The 21059-nt window shown below is 69.5% G+C and carries 21 protein-coding genes and 3 tRNA genes; 8 read left to right on the top strand and 16 right to left on the bottom strand.

The features are described 5' to 3' along the window. The first annotated feature begins 16 nt into the window (after positions 1-16). Together AC1DWR_RS11565 and AC1DWR_RS11560 are read left to right on the top strand one after the other, a co-directional pair. The gene (locus AC1DWR_RS11565; protein WP_477614011.1) at positions 17-1366 is read left to right on the top strand and encodes an LLM class flavin-dependent oxidoreductase; all 1350 of its coding nucleotides are present in this window, start codon (positions 17-19) and stop codon (positions 1364-1366) included. Continuing rightward, positions 1363-2265 carry a TauD/TfdA dioxygenase family protein gene (locus tag AC1DWR_RS11560; RefSeq protein WP_477614010.1) on the top strand — a complete coding sequence of 301 codons (903 nt, stop codon included), beginning with the start codon at positions 1363-1365 and terminating at the stop codon, positions 2263-2265. Before AC1DWR_RS11565 ends, AC1DWR_RS11560 begins: the two co-directional genes overlap by 4 nt. 103 nt (positions 2266-2368) lie before the next feature. On the opposite strand, the gene AC1DWR_RS11555 is transcribed toward AC1DWR_RS11560, so the two are convergent. The 9 genes from AC1DWR_RS11555 to AC1DWR_RS11515 all read right to left on the bottom strand — a co-directional run bounded on the left by AC1DWR_RS11555 (position 2369) and on the right by AC1DWR_RS11515 (position 7016). Then, positions 2369-2442, bottom strand: a tRNA-Asp gene (locus AC1DWR_RS11555). Between the two features lie 20 nt (positions 2443-2462). Continuing rightward, positions 2463-2535: transfer RNA gene (locus AC1DWR_RS11550), tRNA-Glu, on the bottom strand. 163 nt (positions 2536-2698) lie between these two features. Beyond that, positions 2699-3073, bottom strand: a complete 375-nt coding sequence (locus AC1DWR_RS11545) for a GntR family transcriptional regulator (RefSeq protein ID WP_477624458.1) — start codon at positions 3071-3073, stop codon at positions 2699-2701. Continuing rightward, complete coding sequence (locus AC1DWR_RS11540; protein WP_477624457.1) at positions 3070-4137, bottom strand: PHP domain-containing protein; 1068 nt, start codon at positions 4135-4137, stop codon at positions 3070-3072. The genes AC1DWR_RS11545 and AC1DWR_RS11540 overlap by 4 nt, the downstream gene beginning before the upstream one ends. A gap of 4 nt (positions 4138-4141) precedes the next feature. Continuing rightward, positions 4142-4981, bottom strand: coding sequence for an oxidoreductase (locus tag AC1DWR_RS11535; protein WP_477624456.1), 840 nt, complete (start codon positions 4979-4981; stop codon positions 4142-4144). Further along, positions 4978-5271 (bottom strand): hypothetical protein, encoded by a 294-nt coding sequence (locus tag AC1DWR_RS11530; RefSeq protein WP_477614006.1) that lies wholly within the window; start codon positions 5269-5271, stop codon positions 4978-4980. The genes AC1DWR_RS11535 and AC1DWR_RS11530 overlap by 4 nt, the downstream gene beginning before the upstream one ends. Positions 5272-5306: 35 nt before the next feature. Beyond that, complete coding sequence (locus tag AC1DWR_RS11525) at positions 5307-6296, bottom strand: pirin family protein (RefSeq protein ID WP_477624455.1); 990 nt, start codon at positions 6294-6296, stop codon at positions 5307-5309. A 148-nt stretch (positions 6297-6444) separates the two neighbouring features. After that, positions 6445-6517: transfer RNA gene (locus AC1DWR_RS11520), tRNA-Lys, on the bottom strand. A 103-nt stretch (positions 6518-6620) separates the two neighbouring features. Beyond that, positions 6621-7016 carry a hypothetical protein gene (locus AC1DWR_RS11515; protein WP_477624454.1) on the bottom strand — a complete coding sequence of 132 codons (396 nt, stop codon included), beginning with the start codon at positions 7014-7016 and terminating at the stop codon, positions 6621-6623. Between the two features lie 111 nt (positions 7017-7127). Here AC1DWR_RS11515 and AC1DWR_RS11510 point away from each other — a divergent pair, with 111 nt between their 5' ends. From AC1DWR_RS11510 to AC1DWR_RS11485, 6 genes are all read left to right on the top strand, one after another. Beyond that, a complete protein-coding gene (locus AC1DWR_RS11510) occupies positions 7128-7490 on the top strand; it encodes a TFIIB-type zinc ribbon-containing protein (protein ID WP_477624453.1) in 363 nt (120 codons plus the stop codon). A gap of 41 nt (positions 7491-7531) precedes the next feature. Beyond that, a complete protein-coding gene (locus AC1DWR_RS11505) occupies positions 7532-8179 on the top strand; it encodes a hypothetical protein (protein WP_477614002.1) in 648 nt (215 codons plus the stop codon). 566 nt (positions 8180-8745) lie between these two features. Beyond that, a complete protein-coding gene (locus tag AC1DWR_RS11500) occupies positions 8746-8964 on the top strand; it encodes a hypothetical protein (RefSeq protein WP_477614001.1) in 219 nt (72 codons plus the stop codon). A gap of 108 nt (positions 8965-9072) precedes the next feature. Next, a complete protein-coding gene (locus AC1DWR_RS11495) occupies positions 9073-9699 on the top strand; it encodes a DUF47 domain-containing protein (protein WP_477614000.1) in 627 nt (208 codons plus the stop codon). An 8-nt stretch (positions 9700-9707) separates the two neighbouring features. Further along, entirely contained in the window at positions 9708-10700 is a 993-nt protein-coding gene (locus AC1DWR_RS11490) for an inorganic phosphate transporter (RefSeq protein WP_477613999.1), read from the top strand. A 729-nt stretch (positions 10701-11429) separates the two neighbouring features. Then, positions 11430-12197: a hypothetical protein gene (locus AC1DWR_RS11485; RefSeq protein WP_477624452.1), complete on the top strand. Its 768-nt coding sequence runs from the start codon at positions 11430-11432 to the stop codon at positions 12195-12197. A 343-nt stretch (positions 12198-12540) separates the two neighbouring features. On the opposite strand, the gene pstB is transcribed toward AC1DWR_RS11485, so the two are convergent. From pstB to mshD, 7 genes are all read right to left on the bottom strand, one after another. After that, on the bottom strand, positions 12541-13317 hold the full coding sequence (gene pstB / locus AC1DWR_RS11480; protein ID WP_477613997.1) for a phosphate ABC transporter ATP-binding protein PstB: 777 nt from the start codon (positions 13315-13317) through the stop codon (positions 12541-12543). 75 nt (positions 13318-13392) lie between these two features. Further along, positions 13393-14313, bottom strand: a complete 921-nt coding sequence (pstA, locus tag AC1DWR_RS11475) for a phosphate ABC transporter permease PstA (protein ID WP_477613996.1) — start codon at positions 14311-14313, stop codon at positions 13393-13395. Further along, positions 14310-15323 (bottom strand): phosphate ABC transporter permease subunit PstC, encoded by a 1014-nt coding sequence (gene pstC, locus AC1DWR_RS11470; protein WP_477613995.1) that lies wholly within the window; start codon positions 15321-15323, stop codon positions 14310-14312. Before pstC ends, pstA begins: the two co-directional genes overlap by 4 nt. 153 nt (positions 15324-15476) lie before the next feature. Next, positions 15477-16598 (bottom strand): phosphate ABC transporter substrate-binding protein PstS, encoded by a 1122-nt coding sequence (gene pstS, locus AC1DWR_RS11465; RefSeq protein ID WP_477613994.1) that lies wholly within the window; start codon positions 16596-16598, stop codon positions 15477-15479. 197 nt (positions 16599-16795) lie between these two features. After that, positions 16796-17764, bottom strand: a complete 969-nt coding sequence (locus AC1DWR_RS11460) for an NUDIX hydrolase (RefSeq protein ID WP_477624451.1) — start codon at positions 17762-17764, stop codon at positions 16796-16798. Next, positions 17761-20022: an RNA degradosome polyphosphate kinase gene (locus tag AC1DWR_RS11455; RefSeq protein WP_477613992.1), complete on the bottom strand. Its 2262-nt coding sequence runs from the start codon at positions 20020-20022 to the stop codon at positions 17761-17763. Before AC1DWR_RS11455 ends, AC1DWR_RS11460 begins: the two co-directional genes overlap by 4 nt. Then, on the bottom strand, positions 20019-21002 hold the full coding sequence (gene mshD, locus AC1DWR_RS11450) for a mycothiol synthase (RefSeq protein ID WP_477624450.1): 984 nt from the start codon (positions 21000-21002) through the stop codon (positions 20019-20021). Before mshD ends, AC1DWR_RS11455 begins: the two co-directional genes overlap by 4 nt. Positions 21003-21059 lie beyond the last annotated feature (57 nt).

Here is a 21059-nt window from a genome sequence, read left to right as displayed (position 1 = left end):
AAAGGAAAGCTGAACCATGTCCACTGAACCCCGAGAGCTCCATCTCAACGCCTTCATCATGTCGACCGGCCACCACGAGGCCGCCTGGCGACACCCTGAGGTCGAACCCGCCCGCGCGCTCACGCTGCAGCACTACGTCGACATCGCCAGGACGGCCGAGCGCGGCCTGCTCGACTCGGTCTTCTTCGCCGACGGAGTGGCGCTGCACGGCAACGTGAAGCACAACACGCACAGCGCCTTCGAACCGCTCACCCTGCTCTCGGCCCTGGCCGCCTCGACGACCCACGTCGGGCTCATCGCGACCGCGTCGACGACCTACAACCATCCCTACACACTGGCTCGCGCGTTCGCCTCGCTCGACCACCTCAGCGGTGGGCGGGCCGGGTGGAACATCGTCACGAGCGCCGGGCAGGACGAGGCGCGGAACTTCGGGCTCGAGGGTCGCCCCGACCACGAGGCGAGGTATGCGCGGGCCACCGAGTTCGTCCAGCTCGCCCAGGCGCTCTGGGACTCCTTCGACGACGAGGCCGTCATCGCCGACAAGGTGTCGGGCATCTACGCCGACACCGACCGCATCGCTCCGATCGACCACAAGGGCCCGCACTTCGAGGTGCGCGGCCCACTCAACATCCGCCGGCCCGTGCAGGGCTACCCCCTCCTGGTGCAGGCGGGGTCGAGCGAGTCGGGCAAGGAGTACGCGGCCCGCTTCGCCGAGGCCGTCTTCACCGCGCAGCAGACGCTCGAGGAGGCGCAGGCGTTCTACGCCGACCTCAAGGGCCGGCTCGCCGCCCACGGTCGGCGCCCGGAAGCCCTGCTCATCCTCCCTGGCATCAGCCCCGTCATCGGGCGCACCGAGGAGGAGGCCAAGGAGAAGGAGGCCGAGCTCAACGCCCTGATCAACCCGGCATACGGGCTGGCGCAGCTCTCGACCATGCTCGACCACGAGCTGACCGAGGGCGACCTCGACGGACCACTGCCGCCCGTGGCGGTGGGCACGGAAGGCAACCAGAGCCGCAAGCAGCTGATCCTCGACCTGTCCGAGCGCGAGGGCCTCACGGTCCGCCAGCTCATCGAGAGGCTGGCCGGCGGGCGCGGCCACCGGGTGTTCGCCGGGACGGCCGTGCAGGTCGCCGACCAGATCCAGGAGTGGTTCGAGCAGGGGGCAGCCGACGGGTTCAACGTCATGCCGCCGACGCTGCCGGGCGGTCTGGACGACTTCGTCGACCTCGTGGTCCCCGAGCTGCAGCGTCGGGGCCTGTTCCGCACCGAGTACACGGGCAGGACGCTGCGCGACCACTACGGCCTGCCCCGGCCGGCCAACCCCAACACCGAGCACGCCCTCACCACGAAGGAGCACGCAGCATGACCGCCATCGCGACCGACCGGGACGTCCGCAAGATCACCGGACGGATCGGCGCCGAGATCGTCGGCGTCGACCTCACCTCCGACCTCGACGCCGAAACCATCCAGTTCCTCAACCAGGCTCTGCTGGAGCACAAGGCGCTCGTCTTCCGCCGTGCCCCGCTCACCGACGATCAGCAGGAACGGTTCGCCGCGCACTTCGGCCCGCTCACGACGGCGCACCCCACGGTCGCGTCGGCGCCGGGCGCCCCGCGGATCCTTCCCGTCGACAGCGAGAAGGGGGCGGCCAACCACTGGCACACGGACGTCACCTTCGTCCAGGCGCCACCGAAGGCGACCACCCTGTCGAGCAAGGTGGTCCCACCCCACGGCGGCGAGACGCTGATCGCCAACACCGGTGCGGGCTACCGCGACCTGCCCGAGCCGTTGAGGCTGCTGGCCGACTCGCTCTGGGCGATCCACACCAACGACTACGACTACGCCGAGCCGGAGGAGTCCCTCGACGACCAGGCCAGGGAGAACCGTGCTGAGTTCACCTCCACCGCCTATCGGACCGCCCACCCGGTCGTGCGCGTGCACCCCGAGACGGGGGAGAAGGGGCTCTACCTCGGCGGCTTCGCCCAGCGGCTGGTCGGGCTGTCCGCCGCGGAGAGCCGGGACCTGATCCGGCTGTTCCAGTCCTACATCACGCGCCCCGAGAACGTCGTGCGTGTCGCCTGGGAGCCGGACCAGCTCGTCATCTTCGACAACCGGATCACCCAGCACTACGCGATCGACAACTACGACCACCTGCCGCGCCGCCTCCACCGGGTCACGGTCGCGGGCGACGTGCCGGTGGGGCTGACGGGGGAGAAGAGCAGGGTGATCGAAGGGGACGCGTCGCACTACACGCAGGGGGACTGACAGGGATGCCGCAGGGCTGGGCCGGCGCACGAGGCCCAGCCCCGCGGCATACCCGGACATGCGAAGAGGCCCGCACGTGTGTGCGGGCCTCTTGGCTTTCGAGCGACCCCGACCGGGCTCGAACCGGCGACCTCCGCCGTGACAGGGCGGCGCGCTAACCAACTGCGCTACGGGGCCTAGATGGTGCTTTTACTGCGTATCCCCAACGGGATTCGAACCCGTGCTACCGCCGTGAAAGGGCGGGGTCCTAGGCCGCTAGACGATGGGGACCAGTTCAACGGCCCCCCGCCGTTAGCGCCAGGCGCGGATCCGTCGAGGACTCGCGAAAGCATACGGGCAGACCGCCCGGATAACCAAAACGGGTCCGTGGGCGACGCCAGCCGGGGCTCGCCGCAGCACGTCCCCACGACCCGACGGTATGCCGCGTGGCTGGTCAGGGGCGTGCCTCGCGCAGCGCCGCGCGCACCCGGTCGACGGCCGCCGACTCGCTCAGCCCGGCCCGTGCGGCCAGGATGGCGTAGTCCGCGGCGCTGCGGTTGAGGGCGACATCGAGGGGTTGAGAGGCCGCCGCCACGACGGTCCCGGCGCGACTTCGGGTGGTGACAAGACCCTCGGCCTCGAGCTCCTTGTAGGCCCGGGCCACGGTGTTGACCGCCAGGCCCAGGTCGGCGGCCAGCCCGCGCACGGTAGGGAGCCGGTCGCCCTCCGCGAGGGTGCCGCGGGCGATCAGCCCGGCCAGCTGGGCGCGGACCTGCTCGAAGGGTGGCTCCGGGGCAGTCAGGTCGACCGACACCGGCGGGGTGCTCACCCGCCGCTCGCAGCCGTCTGCGGGGCGGCCCACGTCAGCAGGCGGTCGACGTCCCAGGTGGTGACGATCCGGTCGGGGTCGATCCCCAGGGCCTCGGCGCGCTCGCAGCCGTAGGCCTTCATCTCCAGCTGCCCCGGGGCGTGCGCGTCGGAGTCGATCGCGAATACGCAGCCGATCTCCATCGCCAGCCTGATCAGCTCGTCCGGCGGGTCGCGCCGCTCGGGACGGCTGTTGATCTCGACGGCGGTGCCGTGCTCGGCACAGGCCTCGAACACGGCGCGGGCGTCGAACTCCGACTGCGCTCGCGTCCCGCGCGATCCCTCGACGAGCCGCCCGGTGCAGTGGCCCAGCACGTTGACGCGGGGGTTGGACACCGCGGCCACCATCCGCTTGGTCATCGGCGCCTTGTTCATCTTGAGCTTGGAGTGGACGCTCGCGGTGACCAGGTCGAGCTTGGCGAGCATCGCGTCGGTCTGGTCCAGCGACCCGTCGTCGAGGATGTCGACCTCGATCCCCTTGAGCAGCCGGAACTGCCCACCCAGCGACGCATTGACTGCGTCGACGATGGACAGCTGCTTGGTCAGCCGCTCGGCCGTGAGCCCGTTGGCCACGCGCAGCTGGGGGGAGTGGTCGGTGAGGACCACCCACTCGTGCCCGAGCTCCACGGCCGTGAGCACCATCTCCTCGATGGGACTGCCGCCGTCCGACCAGTTGGAGTGCGAGTGGCAGTCGCCCTTGATCTGGGCGAGCAGGTCCGTGCCGCCCTGGGCGAGCGGCTTCGCCTTTCCCTGCAACGACTCCAGGTATGCCGGGAGCTCACCGTCCAGGGCCTCGCTCACCACGGCGGCGGTGGACTTCCCGATCCCGGCGAGGTCCTGCAGGGTGCCGGCCTTGTGGCGGCTGCGGAGTTCGTCGTCCGGTGTCTCCCTGACCGTGACGACGGCTTTGCGGAACGCCTCGACGCGGTAGGAGCCGGCCCGTTCCCGCTCGAGCAGGAAGGCGATGCGTCGCAGGGCCTCGTCGGGCTCGACGGGTGCGGTGAGGGGTTCCACGGACGCGACCACGGCGCTACCCCTTGAACTGCTGCCGGATCATGAAGTCCCAGACCCGGTCGCCACCCAGCGTCCTCGTGGCGATGAGGGCCCTGGCTGCCGGCGTCACGATGTAGCGCGACCGGGGGTGGCGCGACTCGACTGCCCTGACGACGACCTTGGCGACGGACTCCGGGCCGGTGGCCACCATGGGGTTGCCGTAGCCGCCGGTGGTGTTGCTGGCGCTGGAGGCCAGCAACGCGGCATACGGTGAATGTTGTTGTGCCGCAGCGGCATCGGAGGTGAGGGCGGTCTCCTCGAAGCCGGTCCGGATGAGGCCTGGCTCGATCAGGCTGACGCCGATGCCGAAGCCGCGCACCTCGTTGCGCAGGGCGTCGGTGATCGCCTCCACGGCGTACTTGGTCGCGTGGTAGTAGCCGCCGACGGGGAAGGTGAAGCGGCCCCCCATCGAGCCGATGTTGACGACGCGACCGCTGTGGGCTTCGCGCATCGCCGGCAGGACGAGCTGGGTGAGCCGGGCGAGTCCGAACACGTTGGTCTCGAACATGGTGCGCACCTTGTCGAGGTCTGTTTCCTCGATGGTGCCGTACTCGCCGTACCCGGCGTTGTTGACCAGGGCGCCGATGCTGTCGTGCTCGGCCTCGATCGTTTTGACCGCGCTGGACATCGACTCCTCGGAGGTGACGTCGAGGGCGAGAATGCGCGCTCCCGCGGCTTCGAGGTCGGTGAGGGTCTCGGTGCGACGGGCGGTGGCATAGACCGTGTGGCCGCGTGCGATGAGCGCCTCGGCTGCGGCACGGCCGATGCCGGACGAGCAGCCGGTGACGAGGACAGGTCCGGTGGGGGCGGCGCTCACTGCTCCTCGCCGCGCCCTGCGGGTCCGGCCGGTCCTGCGGGTCCTGCGGGTCCTGCGGGGCCGGCGGGTCCGCCCCCGTTGCGGCGCGCGACCCAGCGCTCGACGCCTGCGTACGCCAGCCAGCCCGCCGCCAGGGCGATGACGAAGACGACCCACGTGTTGAGGCTGGGGAGGACCGCCTCGAGACCTTCGCGGACGAGGACGATCGCACAGACGGCGACGACGATGGGGGCGAAGGCGGCGACGCCACCAGGTCGCTGCCCGGGGCGCTGTCCGGTGGTGGGACTCATGCCGCCAGTCTGCCCCATCACCCGCCGGGAAGGGGTCACGCGTCCCGGGCGCTGCGAGATGTGTTGGAGCGCGGGCGGATCCGCACGGCAGGCATCTCTGGCGCCGGCAGGTGCTTGACCTGGCCGGCGTACCCGTCCACCTCACCGAACCGCTCCGAGTGGGCCATCCACTCCTCGCGAGCGGTCACGATGTCCTCGTGGCTGCGGCCGACGAAGTTCCACCACATGACGATCTCCTCGTCGAACGGCGGCCCACCGAGGATGAGCGCCCGGGCGCTGTCGTTTCCGGTGTTGGTGAGGGTGAGCGTCGCGGTCGCCGTGGGGAGATAGGCCATGGCGCTGCGCGGGGTGGCGGTGCCGTTGACCGTGAGCCCTTCGCTGTCGGCCAGCACCCCGTGCTCGTATGCCGCGTCGAGACCCAGCTCGACCGTGGCCCCCGCGTCGAGGGTGACCTCGGCGCCGAGCAGGGGGGTGAAGCTCTCGACCGGGGAGGTCTGGCCGGCCAGGCTGCCGAGAAACACGCTCAGGGTGGCACCGTCGAGCCGCGTCGGCGTCGGCTCGTGGTGCTGGAATGCCTTGGGGGCGTTGCGGTACGCGTCGGGCAGGGCCACCCACAGCTGGGCCCCGTGGAGGACGGTCGTGCCCGGAGTGGACACCTCGGAGTGGGCGATGCCGAGCCCACCGGTCATCAGGTTGACCGCACCGGGGCGGATGATGGCGTGCGAGCCGAGGCTGTCGCGGTGCTCGATCTCGCCCGTGAACAGCCAGCTGACCGTCTGGAGCCCGCAGTGGGGGTGGGGCGGGACGTCCATGCCACCCGAGCCTGCGACGTCGTCCGGGCCGTAGTGGTCGGCGAAGCACCAGGCGCCGATGAGGGAGCGCTGGCGCTGGGGGAGGGTGCGACGGACTGTCATCGCGCGAGGCCCGCCGAGGGGCACGTCACGGGGTTCGAGGATCTCCACCCCGTCGACGGACGGCGCCGTCGAGCAGACGGTTTCTTGCGGCTGGGTCTCGACATTGCTCACCAACCCAGTCTGCACCGAACGCGCTCACCCGCAGCAGACGTGCCATCGAGTGTGCACGACACGCTGAGGACATCACGGTCGCGTCAGCGTGTCGTGCACTCTCGAGTCACGCGCGCCGCGTCAGACAGCCAAGTTTTTCGGGCACCGGTGGGCCCCGTGGGACTCGAACCCACAACCTACGGATTAAAAGTCCGCAGCTCTAACCATTGAGCTAGAGGCCCTGGCTGCCGGTTGGCGAGCCGCAGGTCAGCGTAGCCAACGAGGCGCAGGAGTCCCCACTCCGTTCAACGGGCCCTGGCGGTCAGCGAACAACGGATCAGGCGTTCAACGACTCTCGGCGAGACAGGTCTCGTAGGAGACGGACCTCGGACAGCCGCGCCAGTCCGACCCGATCACCCCCGCGAGTGCCGGCACCGCCACGAGGCTGATCACGACGGCATACCCGGCGGTGCGCAGGCTGCGCAGGCTGCGCAGGAGCGCAGAGCGGACGAGCAGCGCGGCGAGCAGGCAGGCTGCGGCCAGCAGCAGCAGCTGGCGGGTTCCCGCCGGGTCCGTAGACCGCCCGAAGCCGCCGCCCGAGCACCCCGAGATCCCGCACATACCGAGCCACGCCATCAACCCGAAGAACGCGAAACCGGCCACCCCTGTGGCGATCACGAGCACCGACACGACGGTGCGGACCACACGAGCCGGCCGCGGACTCCGGGACTCAGGGGGCACGTTCCCACTGTGTCGCAACCAGCCGTTGCATCGTGGGACCCGGCAAGGAACCAACCCCAGGCAGTCCGGGGGCGCCCGGAACCCCATCCCACCCCGAGCCGTTGGCCCGACATGATCACCCTCACCTGTCCCAAGTGTGGTTCCGACATGCGCAGCTACGAGCGCAACCGGGTCCACGTCGACCAGTGCACGGGATGTGGCGGCCTGTTCCTCGACCGTGGGGAGCTCGAGGCCCTGGTCGCCGCGGAGAACGCGTGGCACCAATCCCCTGCGCAAGCACCTCCCGCAGCGGCAGCGCCGACCCCGCAGCAGCCGCCGGTGCCACAGCCCCCACAGCAGCAGGGGGCGTGGCAACAGCAGCCGGCTCAGAGCTACCAGGCGCCCTACCGCTCGATGTCCAAGGCGCCGTACGGCGGACCTGGCGGCTACGGCCAGCGGCGCAAGAAGTCGTTCCTCAGCGAGCTCTTCGACTGAGCGAGGCCGCCCAGCGAGCATCACCTGAGACAATGGGCGCGATGAAAAACGAGCCCAGTGGCCGACCCGGTCCGCGCCGCCCAGCCTTCTTCAGCCCCATGGCGATGGAGGCGCAGGGCGGCACGGTCCCCGACCCCGCGCAGGTCACCGAGATCGCCCACGAGACGGCCGCGGTCCTGGTGGGCACCGGGCGCGCCAACGACGACCCCGCCCTGACCGCGCGGCTCGTAGCCCTCGTCGACGAGCTGGGGTTGGTCACCGTCGCAGAGCTCTGGGCCGACCGTCCCGCGCGGAGCCTGCCGGGTGCCCTCTGGCGGCTCTACGCCTTGCGAGAGTGGGTGCAGCGCAGCCCGGGTGAGGCCAGCGCCGACTACGCAGCAGGGATCCGCTTCACCGACGTCAACCACGCGGTGGCGGGCGTCGCCGAGCCGCCCGGACCCGCCGAGCTCCGCGAGCTCAGCGACGCGATCCTGCGGGGAGTCTTCGCGGGCGACTTCGCCGTTGCGCTGCAACGGGCGGCGGCGTTCTGTCGCGTCGTGGCCGCGGGCCGCGCCGACCGTGCCGACACGACCGACGCCCAGGACCGCGAGGCCGCCGCCCAGCAGACCCGCCGGGCCGCGTCGATGCTCTCGACCGCCGAGGATCTGGAGGCCGGAGCCCGCCTGTGGCGGGCCGGCGAACTCATCTGAACGGCCCCTTGCGTCGCGGTAAACACGCCGCAGATGGAACAACTCCAGAGCCTCCGGGGTTACAGTCGGACGTGCGTCGGGCCGCGGTAGCCCCGGGTCCCAACTGAAGCCGCTACGAGCGGCCGCGCGCCGTGAGGCGCTCCCGGCCCGACGCACAAATGTTCATCTCCCGGCCATGTCTGGCCACTGATCCACAAGCCTTGGTATGCCGCGTGCGCGCCCCCTCGCTCAGCTGTCCTGGGCCGGCGGTCGACCACCCGGGCAGACCCCCTGGTGAGCCTGTGCGTCCTCTCTCGAGACCCGTCGCGAACGGCGACCCGGACCGCTCCAGCCGCACACGCGGCATACGGCATGACTGAACGAACCCCGGTCCTCGACATCGCGAGGTTCGACCGGGGGGGCACCGCCGAGATCGGGGGTCATGGCCACCATCATCAGGCATAGCCGGATGGGACTAGTCGTGATGGTGTCCGGTATGGCCCATCTGGGTGGTTCCGGGGCATCGCGGGTCAAGAGATAGCAAACTAGATGCGCTGTTCGGCGTTGCCTCGGTTAGCGTTTCATCCATGACCAAGGAACCGCGGGCCGGTGCTGACCTGACCGACGACGCGCTTCAGGACGAGATCGAGCTGGTGGGCGACCTGGTCGTCGCCGCGACTGCCAGCGACGAGCCGCTCACCGAGGACGAGATCGACCGGGCCCTCGGCATCGAGCGCGGGCACCCGACGTCGTCCGACGACGCACCGAGCTCCCCGCACCGGGTCTGGAAGCGCCAGAACGCCTGATCGTCTGCGCGGTACCGACCGGCGACGATCAGCGCCCAGTTGCGCTTTCTCGCGTCCTTGCCCGTAGCATCGTCCACGGCCATCCCCCTTGCGTGACCGGAGAGAACCGTGGGCTTTCGCCTCACCCCCCAGGAGAACAGTTTTTACGATCTGTTCGCCAAGTCCGCTTCCTACCTCGTCCTCGGCTCGCGTGAGCTGACGACGCTGTTGGGCGTTCCACACGCCGAGCGCGAAGCCGTCGCGACGAAGATGCGGGAGATCGAGCACGCCGCCGACGAGGCGACCCACGAGATCATCCGCAAGGTGAACAGCTCGTTCATCACGCCGTTCGACCGTGAGGACATCCACGGCCTCGCGTCGACGCTGGACGACTGCATGGACATGATGGACGCCGCGGTCGACCTGATCGTGCTCTACCGCATCGGTGACCTCCCGGCCGGCGTGTCCGACCAGGTCGAGGTCCTCTCGCGGATGTCGGAGCTCACGGCTGACGCCATGCCTCGGTTGCGCTCGATGAAGGACCTCTCCGGCTACTGGATCGAGATCAACCGCCTCGAGAACCAGGCCGACCAGATCTACCGCCGGCTGCTCGCCGGACTGTTCAACGGTGACTTCGGTGGCGACACCCTCACGATCATGAAGCTCAAGGAGGTCGTCGAGGAGCTCGAGGCCGCCGCTGACGCGTTCGAGAAGGTGGCTCACAAGGTCGAGAGCATCGCGGTCAAGGAGTCCTGAGCCTCCCCATGGACTGGCTTCCGATCGGAATCGTCATCGCCTTGGCGATGGGCTTCAACTACACCAACGGTTTTCACGACGCGGCCAATGCGATCGCGACCTCGGTCTCGACCCGCGCCCTGACGCCGCGGGTCGCGCTGCTCATGGCCGCAGTGGCCAACCTCTTCGGTGCGTTCTTCGGCAAGAAGATCGCGGACACCGTCGGCAAGGGCATCATCGAGGCGCCCTCAGGCAACCCCGGTCTGGTGATCTGCGCGGCCGCCCTGATCGGCGCCATCGGGTGGAACCTGCTGACCTGGTGGTACGGCCTGCCGTCGTCCTCGTCCCACGCCCTGATCGGCGGCCTGGGTGGTGCCGCCCTGGCTGCGGGTGCTGACGTCAAGTGGACCGGCATCTTCCACAAGGTCATCATCCCGATGATCGCCTCGCCCCTCGTCGGGATCATGCTCGGCTACATCGTCATGGCCACGATCATGTGGCTGTTCCGCCGAGCCCACCCGGGTCGCGTCTCGCGTGGATTCAGGTACGCGCAGACCGCGTCGGCCGCGGCCATGGCCTTCGGCCACGGACTCCAGGACGCGTCCAAGACCGCCGGTGTCGTCGTCCTCGCGCTGACCGTTGGTGGCCACTACAACGGCAAGGGCATCCCGCTGTGGGTGCTGCTCATGAGCGCCATCGTGATCTCCCTGGGCACGTATGCCGGTGGGTGGCGGATCATGCGTACCCTCGGCCGCCGGATCATCCACCTCGACCCGCCGCAGGGTTTCGCAGCGGAGACGACGGCGGCCTCGATCCTCTACGTTGCGGGCATGGCGTTCGGCGCCCCGATCTCGACCACCCACACGATCACCTCGGCGATCATGGGCGTCGGCGCGACCAAGCGGCTGTCGGCCGTGCGGTGGGGCGTGGCCGGCAACATCGTCGGCGCCTGGATCCTGACCTTCCCCGGCGCCGGCCTGGTCGCCGCCGCCAGCTGCCTCCTGATCAACCTCTTCGTCTGACCGCCCCCGCTCCTGGCCACGGGTGCTGGGGGTAGGACGGGTTCGGCGCTACTCGGCGCTGCTCTGCTCGGCCCTGCTCGGCCCTGCTCTGCTCGCACTTGTTGCGATCTGGTGGTCACCCGGGTCCGTTTTTGGGGGTGCCGTGACCATCGGACGGCAACAAGTCGGGGGCAGGTGCGACGTGTTGCGATCTGGTGGTCACCCCGGTCCGGTTTGGGGGGTGCCGTGACCATCGGACGGCAACAAGTCGGGGGCAGCGCGAGGCCACGGCGGGCAGCGCGGGGCGAGTTCGGCCGGCGCCCGGCCACCGTGGCCGCGACGCCGCGCCCGCATCGGTCGTGCTGGTCCACAGGGTCACGGTCGACGCGGGCTGTGTCCACAGGCCCAAGGTCGGGCATGGTCCGCGACAGCCTCGCCACCCACGATCGCAGGATGAGGACAACCCCTGAAGCAGCGTGGCAGTCCCTGCCCCAACCCTTCCTGGCCAGGGAGGCGTTAGCCGCCGGCCTGAGCAGCACCAGCATCGCCGGGGCAGTCAGACGGCGTCACATCATTCCTGTCGCGCCCAGCCTGTACGCCGTCCGCGAGCCGTGGCTCGAACTCGACCCCCAAGAGCTTCATCGGGCCATGTCCCGTGCTGCGAGCGCGTCCGTCAAAGATGGGGTGCTGAGCCACCAGAGCGCTGCGCTTGTGCACGGGCTCCCACAGCCCTTGGGCCCACTTGGTGCCGTGAGCCTGACAGTGCCCGAGTCCGAGCGCACTGCCGCCCGAGATGACTGGAGGCGCCTGCTGGATGGCGACCTCCCTTCCGATCACGTCACCGAGGTTTCGGGCCTTCCCGTGACGACGGTCGACCGCACTGTCATCGACTGCCTTCGCCAGCTGCGGCTCCGCGACGCCTTGGCGATCGCCGATGGAGCGCTGCGCAACGGGACGACCAGTCCTGACGCACTGCGGGCGATGCGGGCCTTCCAGACGAGGTGGCCGGGCGTCACGAAGGCCGACGCCGGGATTGCCATGGCGGATGCGCGTCGCGAGAGCTGGCTCGAGTCAGCCTCCGTCGCCACAGCGCACCAGTTGGGCTTCTCGGTGCCGATGAGCCAGGTATGGATCCACCACCTGGATGGACGACTCATAGGCAGGGTGGACTTCCTGTGGGCACTGGCTGGCGTGATCGGCGAGGCGGACGGCCGCGGCAAGTACCTGGGTGCCTACGGCTCAGACACCTGGGACGCCGACGAAGCCGCGACCCACATGCTCGCCGAGCGGGAACGCGAACGCGAGCTCGAGTCAGTGGGTTTCGCGGTGGCGAGGTGGGACACAAGCGACGTCCTGGGTGGCGGTTCTGGCTTGGCTGAGGTCTTGCGATCTGCTCGTCGTCGGGCAGATCCGAGCCGGATCCGCTGTCTTTGGAGGCAGGACCCTGAGGACGACCTGCGTCTCTGGAGTGCGGAGACCATGCGGATGGGCGGAGATGAGGGCCCCTACGCCGCCTAACTCCGGGGGACTTGTTGCCGACCGGTGGTCACGAGGGGGCCGATTGCGGGGCTGGTGACGATCTGCGCGCAACAAGTCGCAGCGCCGGGGGACTTGTTGCGCGCCGGTGGTCACGAGGGGGCCGATTGCGGCGTTGGTGACGATTAGCGCGCAACAGGTCGCAGCGCTAGGAGACTTGTTGCCGGCGTGGTCACGAGGGGGCCGATTGCGGCGTTGGTGACGATCTGCGCGCAACAAGTCGCAGCGCCGGGGGACTTGTTGCCGACCGGTGGTCACGAGGGGGCCGATTGCGGCGTTGGTGACGATTAGCGCGCAACAGGTCGCAGCGCGGCAGGCGCAGGGGTCAGCCGAAGCGACCGCTGATGTAGTCCTCCGTGGCCTTCACCCCGGGGTTGTTGAAGATCTTCTGGGTGTCGGCGACCTCGACCAGCTTGCCGGGCTTGCCAGTGGCCGCGAGGTTGAAGAAGGCGGTCTGGTCGGAGACCCGTGCTGCCTGCTGCATGTTGTGGGTGACGATCACGATCGTGTACTGGCTCTTCAGCTCCGAGATCAGGTCCTCGATGGCCAGGGTCGAGATCGGATCGAGCGCCGAGCAGGGCTCGTCCATCAGCAGCACCTGCGGCTCGACCGCGATGGCCCGGGCGATGCACAGCCGCTGCTGCTGGCCACCGGACAGTCCGGCGCCGGGCTTGGCCAGCCGGTCCTTGACCTCGTTCCACAGGTTGGCCCCGTTGAGCGACTTCTCCACGACCTCGTCGAGCTTGGCCTTCCCGCGGACGCCGTTCAGCCGGAGCCCGGCCGCGACGTTGTCGTAGATCGACATCGTGGGGAACGGGTTGGGTCGCTGGAACACCATCCCGACCGTCCGGCGCACCGCCACGGGGTCGACGCCCGATGCGTACAGGTCCTGGTCGTCGAGCATGACCTTGCCCTCGACGCGACCGCCGGGGATCACCTCGTGCATCCGGTTGAGGGTGCGCAGGAACGTGGACTTCCCGCAGCCCGACGGCCCGATGAACGCGGTCACCGAGCGTGGCTCCACGGTCATCGTGACGCCCTCGACGGCCTTGAACGCGCCGTAGTAGACGTTCAGGTCACTGACGTCGATTCGCTTGGCCATGGTCTGTTCTTTCGTCCTTCGGATCGAGTATGCCGGGTGGCCGGCACGGTCGCGGAGCGGGGTTTCGCGGGTGGCTTACTTCTTGACGGAGCCGAGCCGGGCGATGACACGGCCGGCCAGGTTGAGGATCAGGATCAGCAGGATCAGGGTGAGCGCGGCAGCCCAGACGCGGTCGACCGCGGGCTGCAGGCTCTCGGTGCGGTCCTGGTTGATCATCGTGGGGAGCGTCGGCATGAGGCCGCTGAACAGGTCCGTGGCGATGGACTTGGAGTAGGGCCCGAGGATCAGCAGCGGTGCGGTCTCACCCATGACCCGGGCCAGTCCCAGCAGCACGCCGGTGATGATGCCCGAGAAGGCGGTGGGCAGGACGACCCGCACGATCGTCTTCCACTTGGGCACTCCCAGGGCGTACGCCGCCTCACGCAGCTCGTTCGGCACGAGCTTGAGCATCTCCTCGGTGGAGCGCACCACGACCGGCACCATCAGCAGCACGAGAGCCAGGCAGACCGCGAAGCCGACCCGCTGGAATCCGAACGTCGTCACCCAGAGCGCATAGACGAACAGGCCGGCGACGATCGAGGGCACACCGGTCAGGATGTCGACCATGAAGGACACGGCCTTCGCCAGCCGGCCTCGGCCGTACTCGACGAGGTAGATCGCGGTCATCACGCCGATCGGCACGGAGATGGCCGCGGTCGTGAGGCCCTGGATCAGGGTGCCCTGGATGGCGTGGATGGCGCCGCCACCTTCGCGGCGGGCCGTGATGCCCTTCTGGGAGTTCGTCCACCACTGTGCGTCCAGGAGCAGGTGGGCGCCCTTGCTGACGACGGTCCACAGGATCCACAGCAGCGGCACGAGGGCGAGCAGGAACGCGCCCCACATCACCACCCGCGCCAGCTGGTCCCGGATCTCGCGCCCGCGGGCCGGGTGGCCGAGGGCCGGGATCGTGGAGCCGTTGGACGCCTGGTCGGGCCGCACGGTGTCGACGGTGCTCATTCGATGAACGCCTTCCTGCGCTCGATCACGATGCGGGCGATCGCGTTGACGATGAAGGTCAGCACGAACAGCACCAGCCCGGCCGCGATGAACGCGCCGGTCTTGGCGGGGGAGTCGAACTCCCCGGCGTTGTTGGCGATGCGCGACGCGAAGGTCTCGCCGCCGTTGAACAGCGACCAGGTCCAGCCAGTTCCGGCGGCCAGGGTCGAGAGGATGATCGTGACGGCGATGGTCTCGCCGAGGGCGCGGCCGAGGGCCAGCATGGCGGCCGAGATGACGCCGGCCTTGCCGAACGGCAGCACGGCGACGCGGATCATCTCCCACTTGGTCGCGCCGAGGGCCAGCGCGCCTTCCGTGTGGGTCACGGGCGTCTGGGCGAACACCTCGCGCGACAGCGCCGTGACGATCGGGAGCACCATGATCGCCAGGACGATGCCGACGAACAGGATCGTGCTCCCGCCGCTGATGCCCGCGTCGGAGAAGAGAGGGAACCAGCCCAGCGTGTCCTTGAGGAAGTTCTGGACCGGCTCGAACACCGGGCCGAAGGTCTTCAGGCCCCAGATGCCGTAGACGATCGAGGGCACCGCGGCGAGCAGGTCCACGAGGTTCGCCGCCGGCCGCGAGAGCCACCTCGGCGCGTACTGCGTGATGAACAGCGCCACCGCCACCCCGACCGGCACCGCGATGAGCATGCCGATGGTCGAGACGGCGATGGTGGTCCACAGCAGCTCGACGATCCCGAACTTCAGGTTCGACGCGTTGTCGACCGACCACTCGCGCGAGGTGAGGAAGTTGACCTTGTCGTCGGCGATCGCCGGGATGGCCTGCCAGAGCAGGAACACCCCGACCAGTGACACCAGGCCGATGACGAGGATCCCGGCGCCCTTGGCCGCACCCCCGAAGAGACGGTCGCCGAGCCGTCCGGTGCCGGCGCCATCGCCGCTCAGGGTGGGTCGGCCGTCGGGTCCGGGCAGCTCGTCAGCGATCGAAACGCCGGTTACGGAGCTCACGTTGCGCCTCTCGGTGCGTGTGGTCGTGGTCGTGGTGCGTGCGGTCGTGGTGGTGCGTGCCTTCGCACAGTCCACCAGACGTTCGTCCATCCATCAGAACGGGTATGCCGGGGAGCTGGCAACCAGCCAGCCCCCCGGCATACCCGGTGTGGGTCAGGACAGCGCTGCGATCGCGGTGTCGACCTTGGTGCGGACCTCGTCGGGGAGCGGCGCGTAGCCGATCTCCTCGAGGGACTTCTGTGTGTCGGCAGAGGCGAAGTGCGTCAGGAAGGCCTTGGTGAGGGCCGTCTTGGCGGCGTCCTTGCCCTTGGAGCAGACGATCTCGTAGGTCACCAGCAGGATCGGGTAGGCCCCGGCCTCCTTGGTGGCGTAGTCCAGCTTGAGGCGCAGGTCGTTGCCTTCGCCGTCGGCCTTCGCGGCGGACACGGCCTTGCCCACGGAGGCACCGCTGAGCTCGACCGGGCCGGCGCCGTTGTCGATCTGGGCGATGCCCAGCTTGTTGTCCTTGGCGTAGGACCACTCGGCGTAGGTGATGCCACCCTCGGTGGCCTTGACGGCACCGGCGACACCGGCGGACTTCTCCTTGCCCTCACCCTTGCCCAGCCACTTCTTGCCGGGCTCGGAGGTCCAGGCAGCCGGGGCTGCGGCCTTGAGGTACTTGGTGAAGTTCTCGGTCGTGCCCGACTCGTCAGAGCGGAAGAACACCTTGATCGGCTCGCTCGGCAGGGTCACGCCGGCGTTGAGCTTGGCGATCGACGCGTCGTTCCACGTCGTGACCTTGCCGCTGAAGATGTTGGCGGCGACCTCGGGGGTCAGGACGAGCTTGTCGACGCCCTTGACGTTGTAGGAGACCGCGATGGGGCCGGTGACCATCGGCAGGTTCCAGGCGGGGGAGCCGCAGAACTTCGCCGCGGCGTCGGCCTCGATGACCCCGTCCTTCTCAACGGTCTTGAGCGCGGAGTCGGAGCCGGCGAAGTCGACCTGGCCCGCGATGAACTGCTTGATGCCCGCGCCGGAACCGGTCGGGTTGTAGTTGACGGTGGTGCCGGCACACTCGTCCTGGAACGACGCGATGGCCTCTTCGATGGCGTTCTTCTGAGCCGAGGAGCCCTCGCCGTTCAGGGTGCCGCTCTTGGGGCAGGCCGACGTGGTGGTGGAGCTCGAGTCCGACGAACCGCCGGAGCTGCCGGCGTTGTTATCGGAGCCGCACGCGGTCAGCGCGATCGAGCTGACCAAGGCGACGCTGGCCACCAGGCCAAGACGCTGAATCTTCACGGTGTTCAAACCTTTCCACAGGGGAAAATCAGGGGCGGGCATTCGTACCCGACGCCCCGAAGGTAGGCAGGGAGAGTGACGCAGCGGCCCGTGGAGGGTGAACGGACGGTGAACACCAGTCAGACATTCGAGGTCGCCCCACCGACACCCCGGGATGCAGTGGGTGAACGAGAGGTCAGGAGTGCGTCAGCACGGGCTCAGCCGCGGGCGTGGTGCGGCGGAAGGTGGCGCTCGACTGCCACCACGCGCGCGGCCGCTCCGGTTCCTACGAGGTGGGCGACGAGCACCTCTCCCTTGGCCATCTTGTCGCGGGCCGCAGCCCTCAGCGCCGCCTGGACCAGGTCGGCCTCCGGCTCGTCGGGAGCAACCTGGGCGAGCAGCAGACCGAGCAGCGCCGGGAGCACCGGTCCGTGGCTGCACAGCGCTGCGGGGGCACCCCGCTCGACCAGCCGCTCGAGGTGCCGGAGGGCGCGAGCCGGCTCCGCGGCATACCCCTCCTCGCTGAGGCCGTCCTTGGTGCGCATCGGCGCCCCGAGCCGCGCCGCGAAGGGGCGCAGGGTGTCGGCGCAGCGCACCGAGGGCGAGCTGACCAACCGCTTGACGCCGTATGCCGCGAGCAGCGGTGCGATGCCCGCCGCGCGTTCCTGCCCGGTGGCGTCGAGGGGACGCAGCTGGTCGTCCTGCGCCCACGAGCCGCGTCCCACCGCATGGGCGTGACGCACGAGGGCCAACGGCCAGGTGGTCAGGGTCCCGACGTTGTCGGCCCGCACCACCGCGCGCAGCTGGTCACGGTCGCGGGCGTAGTCGAGGCGGTCAGACGCGGCGACCACGTCCAGCCAGCGCACCTCGTCGATCTCGTTCACCAACGGCCCGGCGGCGCTGGTGGCCTCGGCTGCCCAGTAGCGGACCTCCTTGGTCGCCGGCTGGCCGGTCGCGTCGAGCACGGTGTACTCCGCGCCGGGCAGCGGCCGACCCAGCCCGACGGCCAGCGACGTCTCCTCGAGGGTCTCTCGCACGGCGGCGACCGGCCACTCCTCGCCCGGGTCGAGCTTGCCCTTGGCCCACGACCAGTCGTCGTACTTCGGTCGGTGCACCAGCGCGACCTCGAGCTGACCGCGTCGGCGGCGCCACGGGACGGTGCCCGCGGCAGGGATCGGGGCGGTCAACGCCGGCGGGCCTTGCGGCGACGCTTGGCGTGCATCTCGATCATGGCGCTCTGCAGGTCGGCGAGTGGCTCGCCGTCCTCGTCGAAGTTCACCCGCGTCCACCGGCCGTCGCCGGTCAGCCGCCAGTGTGCGTAGGTGTCGCTCATGCCGCGGGCCATCAGCGACTGGAGGTCGGCGATGTGCTGGGGGTCCGCGAGGCGCACCAGCGCCTCGACCCTGCGGTCGAGGTTGCGGTGCATCATGTCGGCGCTGCCGATGTAGACCTCGGGTTCCCCACCACCGCCGAACAGGAACACCCGTGAGTGCTCGAGGAAGCGCCCGAGGACGGAGTGCACCCTGATGGTCTCGGAGAGCCCCGGCACGCCCGGGCGCAGCGAGCAGATGCCGCGCACCCAGATGTCGACGACCACCCCGGCCTGCGAGGCGCGGTAGAGCGCGTCGATGAGCTGCTCGTCGACGATCGAGTTGAGCTTCAGCTGGACCAGGCCCCCGCGCCCTGCCTCCACGTGGTCGATCTCGGCGTCGATGCGTTCGAGCAGCCCGGACCGGACGGACCTCGGTGCCACCAGCAGCCGCTTGAACTTGCTGCGGGGGGCGAAGCCGGACAGCTGGTTGAACAGGCGCGCCAGGTCGTCGCCCACCTGCGGGTCGGAGGTCAGCAGGCCGAAGTCCTCGTAGAGGCGGGCGGTCTTGCCGTTGTAGTTGCCGGTGCCGATGTGGCAGTAGCGGCGCAGGCTGCCGTCCTGCTCCTGGCGCACCACCATGCAGAGCTTGGCGTGGGTCTTGAGCCCGACCATGCCGTAGACGACGTGGACGCCCGCGTGCTCGAGCTTGCGGGCCCAGGAGATGTTGTTCTTCTCGTCGAAGCGCGCCTTGATCTCGACGATGGCCAGCACCTGCTTGCCGGACTCGGCGGCGTCGATGAGGGCGTCGATGATGGGGGAGTCGCCGCTCGTGCGATAGAGGGTCTGCTTGATGGCGAGCACGTTGGGGTCGTTTGCCGCCTGCTCGATGAAGGCCTGGACCGAGGTCGAGAAGGAGTCATAGGGGTGTTGAAGCAGCACGTCCTTGTCGCGGACGATCGGCAGGATCTCCGACGGCTTGGAGCTCTCGGCGGGCGCGAGGTCGGGGTGCATCTGCCCACGGAACGGCGGGTAGCGCAGGTCCGAGCGCTCGAGGTCCGCGACGAGGTTGAGCCCGCGCAGGTCGAGGGGAGCCGGGAGCCGGTAGACCTCGCTGTCCGTGACACCGAGCTCACGGACCAGCATGTCGAGCACGTGGTCGTCGATGGTCTCGTCCACCTCCAGACGGACCGGTGGCCCGAACCGGCGACGGGTGAGCTCCTTCTCCAGGGCGGTGAGGAGGTTCTCGGCGTCGTCCTCCTCGACCTCGAGGTCCTCGTTGCGGGTCACCCGGAAGGTGAAGTGCTCCCGCACCTCCATGCCGGGGAAGAGCATGTCGAGGTGGGAGGCGATGACGTCCTCGAGCGGCACGAACCGAGTGCTGAACAGGTCCGACGTCGACGGTTCGCCGGCCTCGGGCTCGATGTGCAGCAGCCGGGGCAGCAGGGGTGGGACCTTCACGCGGGCGAAGTGCTCCTTGCCCGTCTTGGGGTTGATCAGCACCACCGCGAGGTTGAGCGACAGCCCCGAGATGTAGGGGAACGGGTGGGCCGGGTCGACCGCCAAGGGGGTGAGGACCGGGAAGACGCGGTCCGTGAACAGGCCCGAGTGGAGTGTCTGCTCGGTCTCGCTCAGCTCGTCCCACCGGACGATCGAGATGCCCTCCTCCTCGAGGGCGGGTTGCACCTTTTCCTTGTAGACGAGGGTCTGCATAGCCTGCAGCTCGTGCGCGACGAGCGAGATCTGCTCGAGGACCTCACGGGGCTCGAGACCTGAGGCTGAGCGCACGGCCAGGCCGGTGGCGATGCGACGCTTGAGCCCGGCCACCCGGACCATGAAGAACTCGTCGAGGTTCGACGTGAAGATCGCCAGGAACCGCGCGCGCTCGAGCAGCGGCACCGACTCGTCGGCGGCCAGCTGGAGGACGCGTTCGTTGAACTGAAGCCACGAGATCTCGCGGTCGAGGAACCGGTCGGCAGGCAGGCCGCTGTCGTCCTGGCCCCCCGCGGCGTGGACGACCCGCATGAAGCGCCCGTTGGACGCCCGCGGCTGCGCGCTGGCGATCGACACCTCGTGGCCGGACTCATCGCCGTCGAAGATCTCGGGCTCGTCCGCGGGGCGGGTCGTCACACTCATGGCGTCATCCTGACAGTGCCGGGTGAACGCGCCGGCTGAACAGCGCGCGAATACATCACGTCGACCATGATGCTGCGAAAACCGAGCCCCGTGTAGGTGCGTATCGCGGCCTGGTTGTCACCGTCGACGTAGAGGACCACCTCGGGAAGTCCCAGCCCCGCGAGGTGGGCCAGCCCCAGCGCCGTCACCGGCCCCCCGAGACCTCGTCCCTGGTATGCCGGGTGCACGCCGACCACGTACACCTCACCTGCCGGTCGGGCCGGGTCGACCGACGACCGCTCGTCCGGGTCGACCTTGGTCCAGTGGAAGGCTGCGACCGCCCCGGCGGACGGATCCCTGGTGGCGGCGTCGGCCTCGACGAGGATGAACCCGGCCGCGTCGAACCACGGGAGCGCCATCCGTTCCCGGAGGTCGGCCAGCGTCAGGCGCCCCTGCTCGGGGTGGTGCGCGAAGGCCGCGGCGTTGGTGGCCAGCCAGTCCTCCTCGTCGCGGCCGGCCTCGAAGGACCGTGCCGTGAAACCGGGCGGCAGCGCGCTCGCCGCGGGCTCGAGGTCTGCCTCCGTGAGCGGTCGGGCCATCTTGTGCAGCTCACGGACCGCCGTGAGCTGCGCGCTGGCAGCAAGGGCCCGAGCGGCCGGCAGCTGGCCGTGGGCCCACAGCCGGGCCCCGGGTGCAGTCTCGAGGACCGCGTCCACGAGGGCGCGACCGATGCCCTGACGCCGGAAGTCGGGGTCGACGACGAGCTCACCCGAGCCGTCGTCCCCGGCGGCGGAGTCGAGCTGGGCGTACCCCGCAAGCTGCCGACCGGCATCCCCGAGCAGGTGGCGGACCCGGCCACTCGGTGTGGCGAGGGACAGGAGCGACTGCTCCGACAGGGGAGCGACGCCGTCAAGAGCGGCGGCACGTCGCTGCAGGTCATGAACCTGGGCGACTTGGCTGGGGGTCAAGGTGTCGGCGAGGCGGACGGGAGTCAAGGGCACGTAAAACATTGCACCATGCATCTTCCCTCGCCAAAGATCCGCGGTTAGCGTGCACAG

The sequence above is a fragment of the Pedococcus sp. P2_E2 genome (assembly GCF_056403955.1).
The sequence above is the reverse complement of the archived record's forward strand: the minus strand, read 5'-3'. Positions and strand labels throughout refer to the sequence as shown.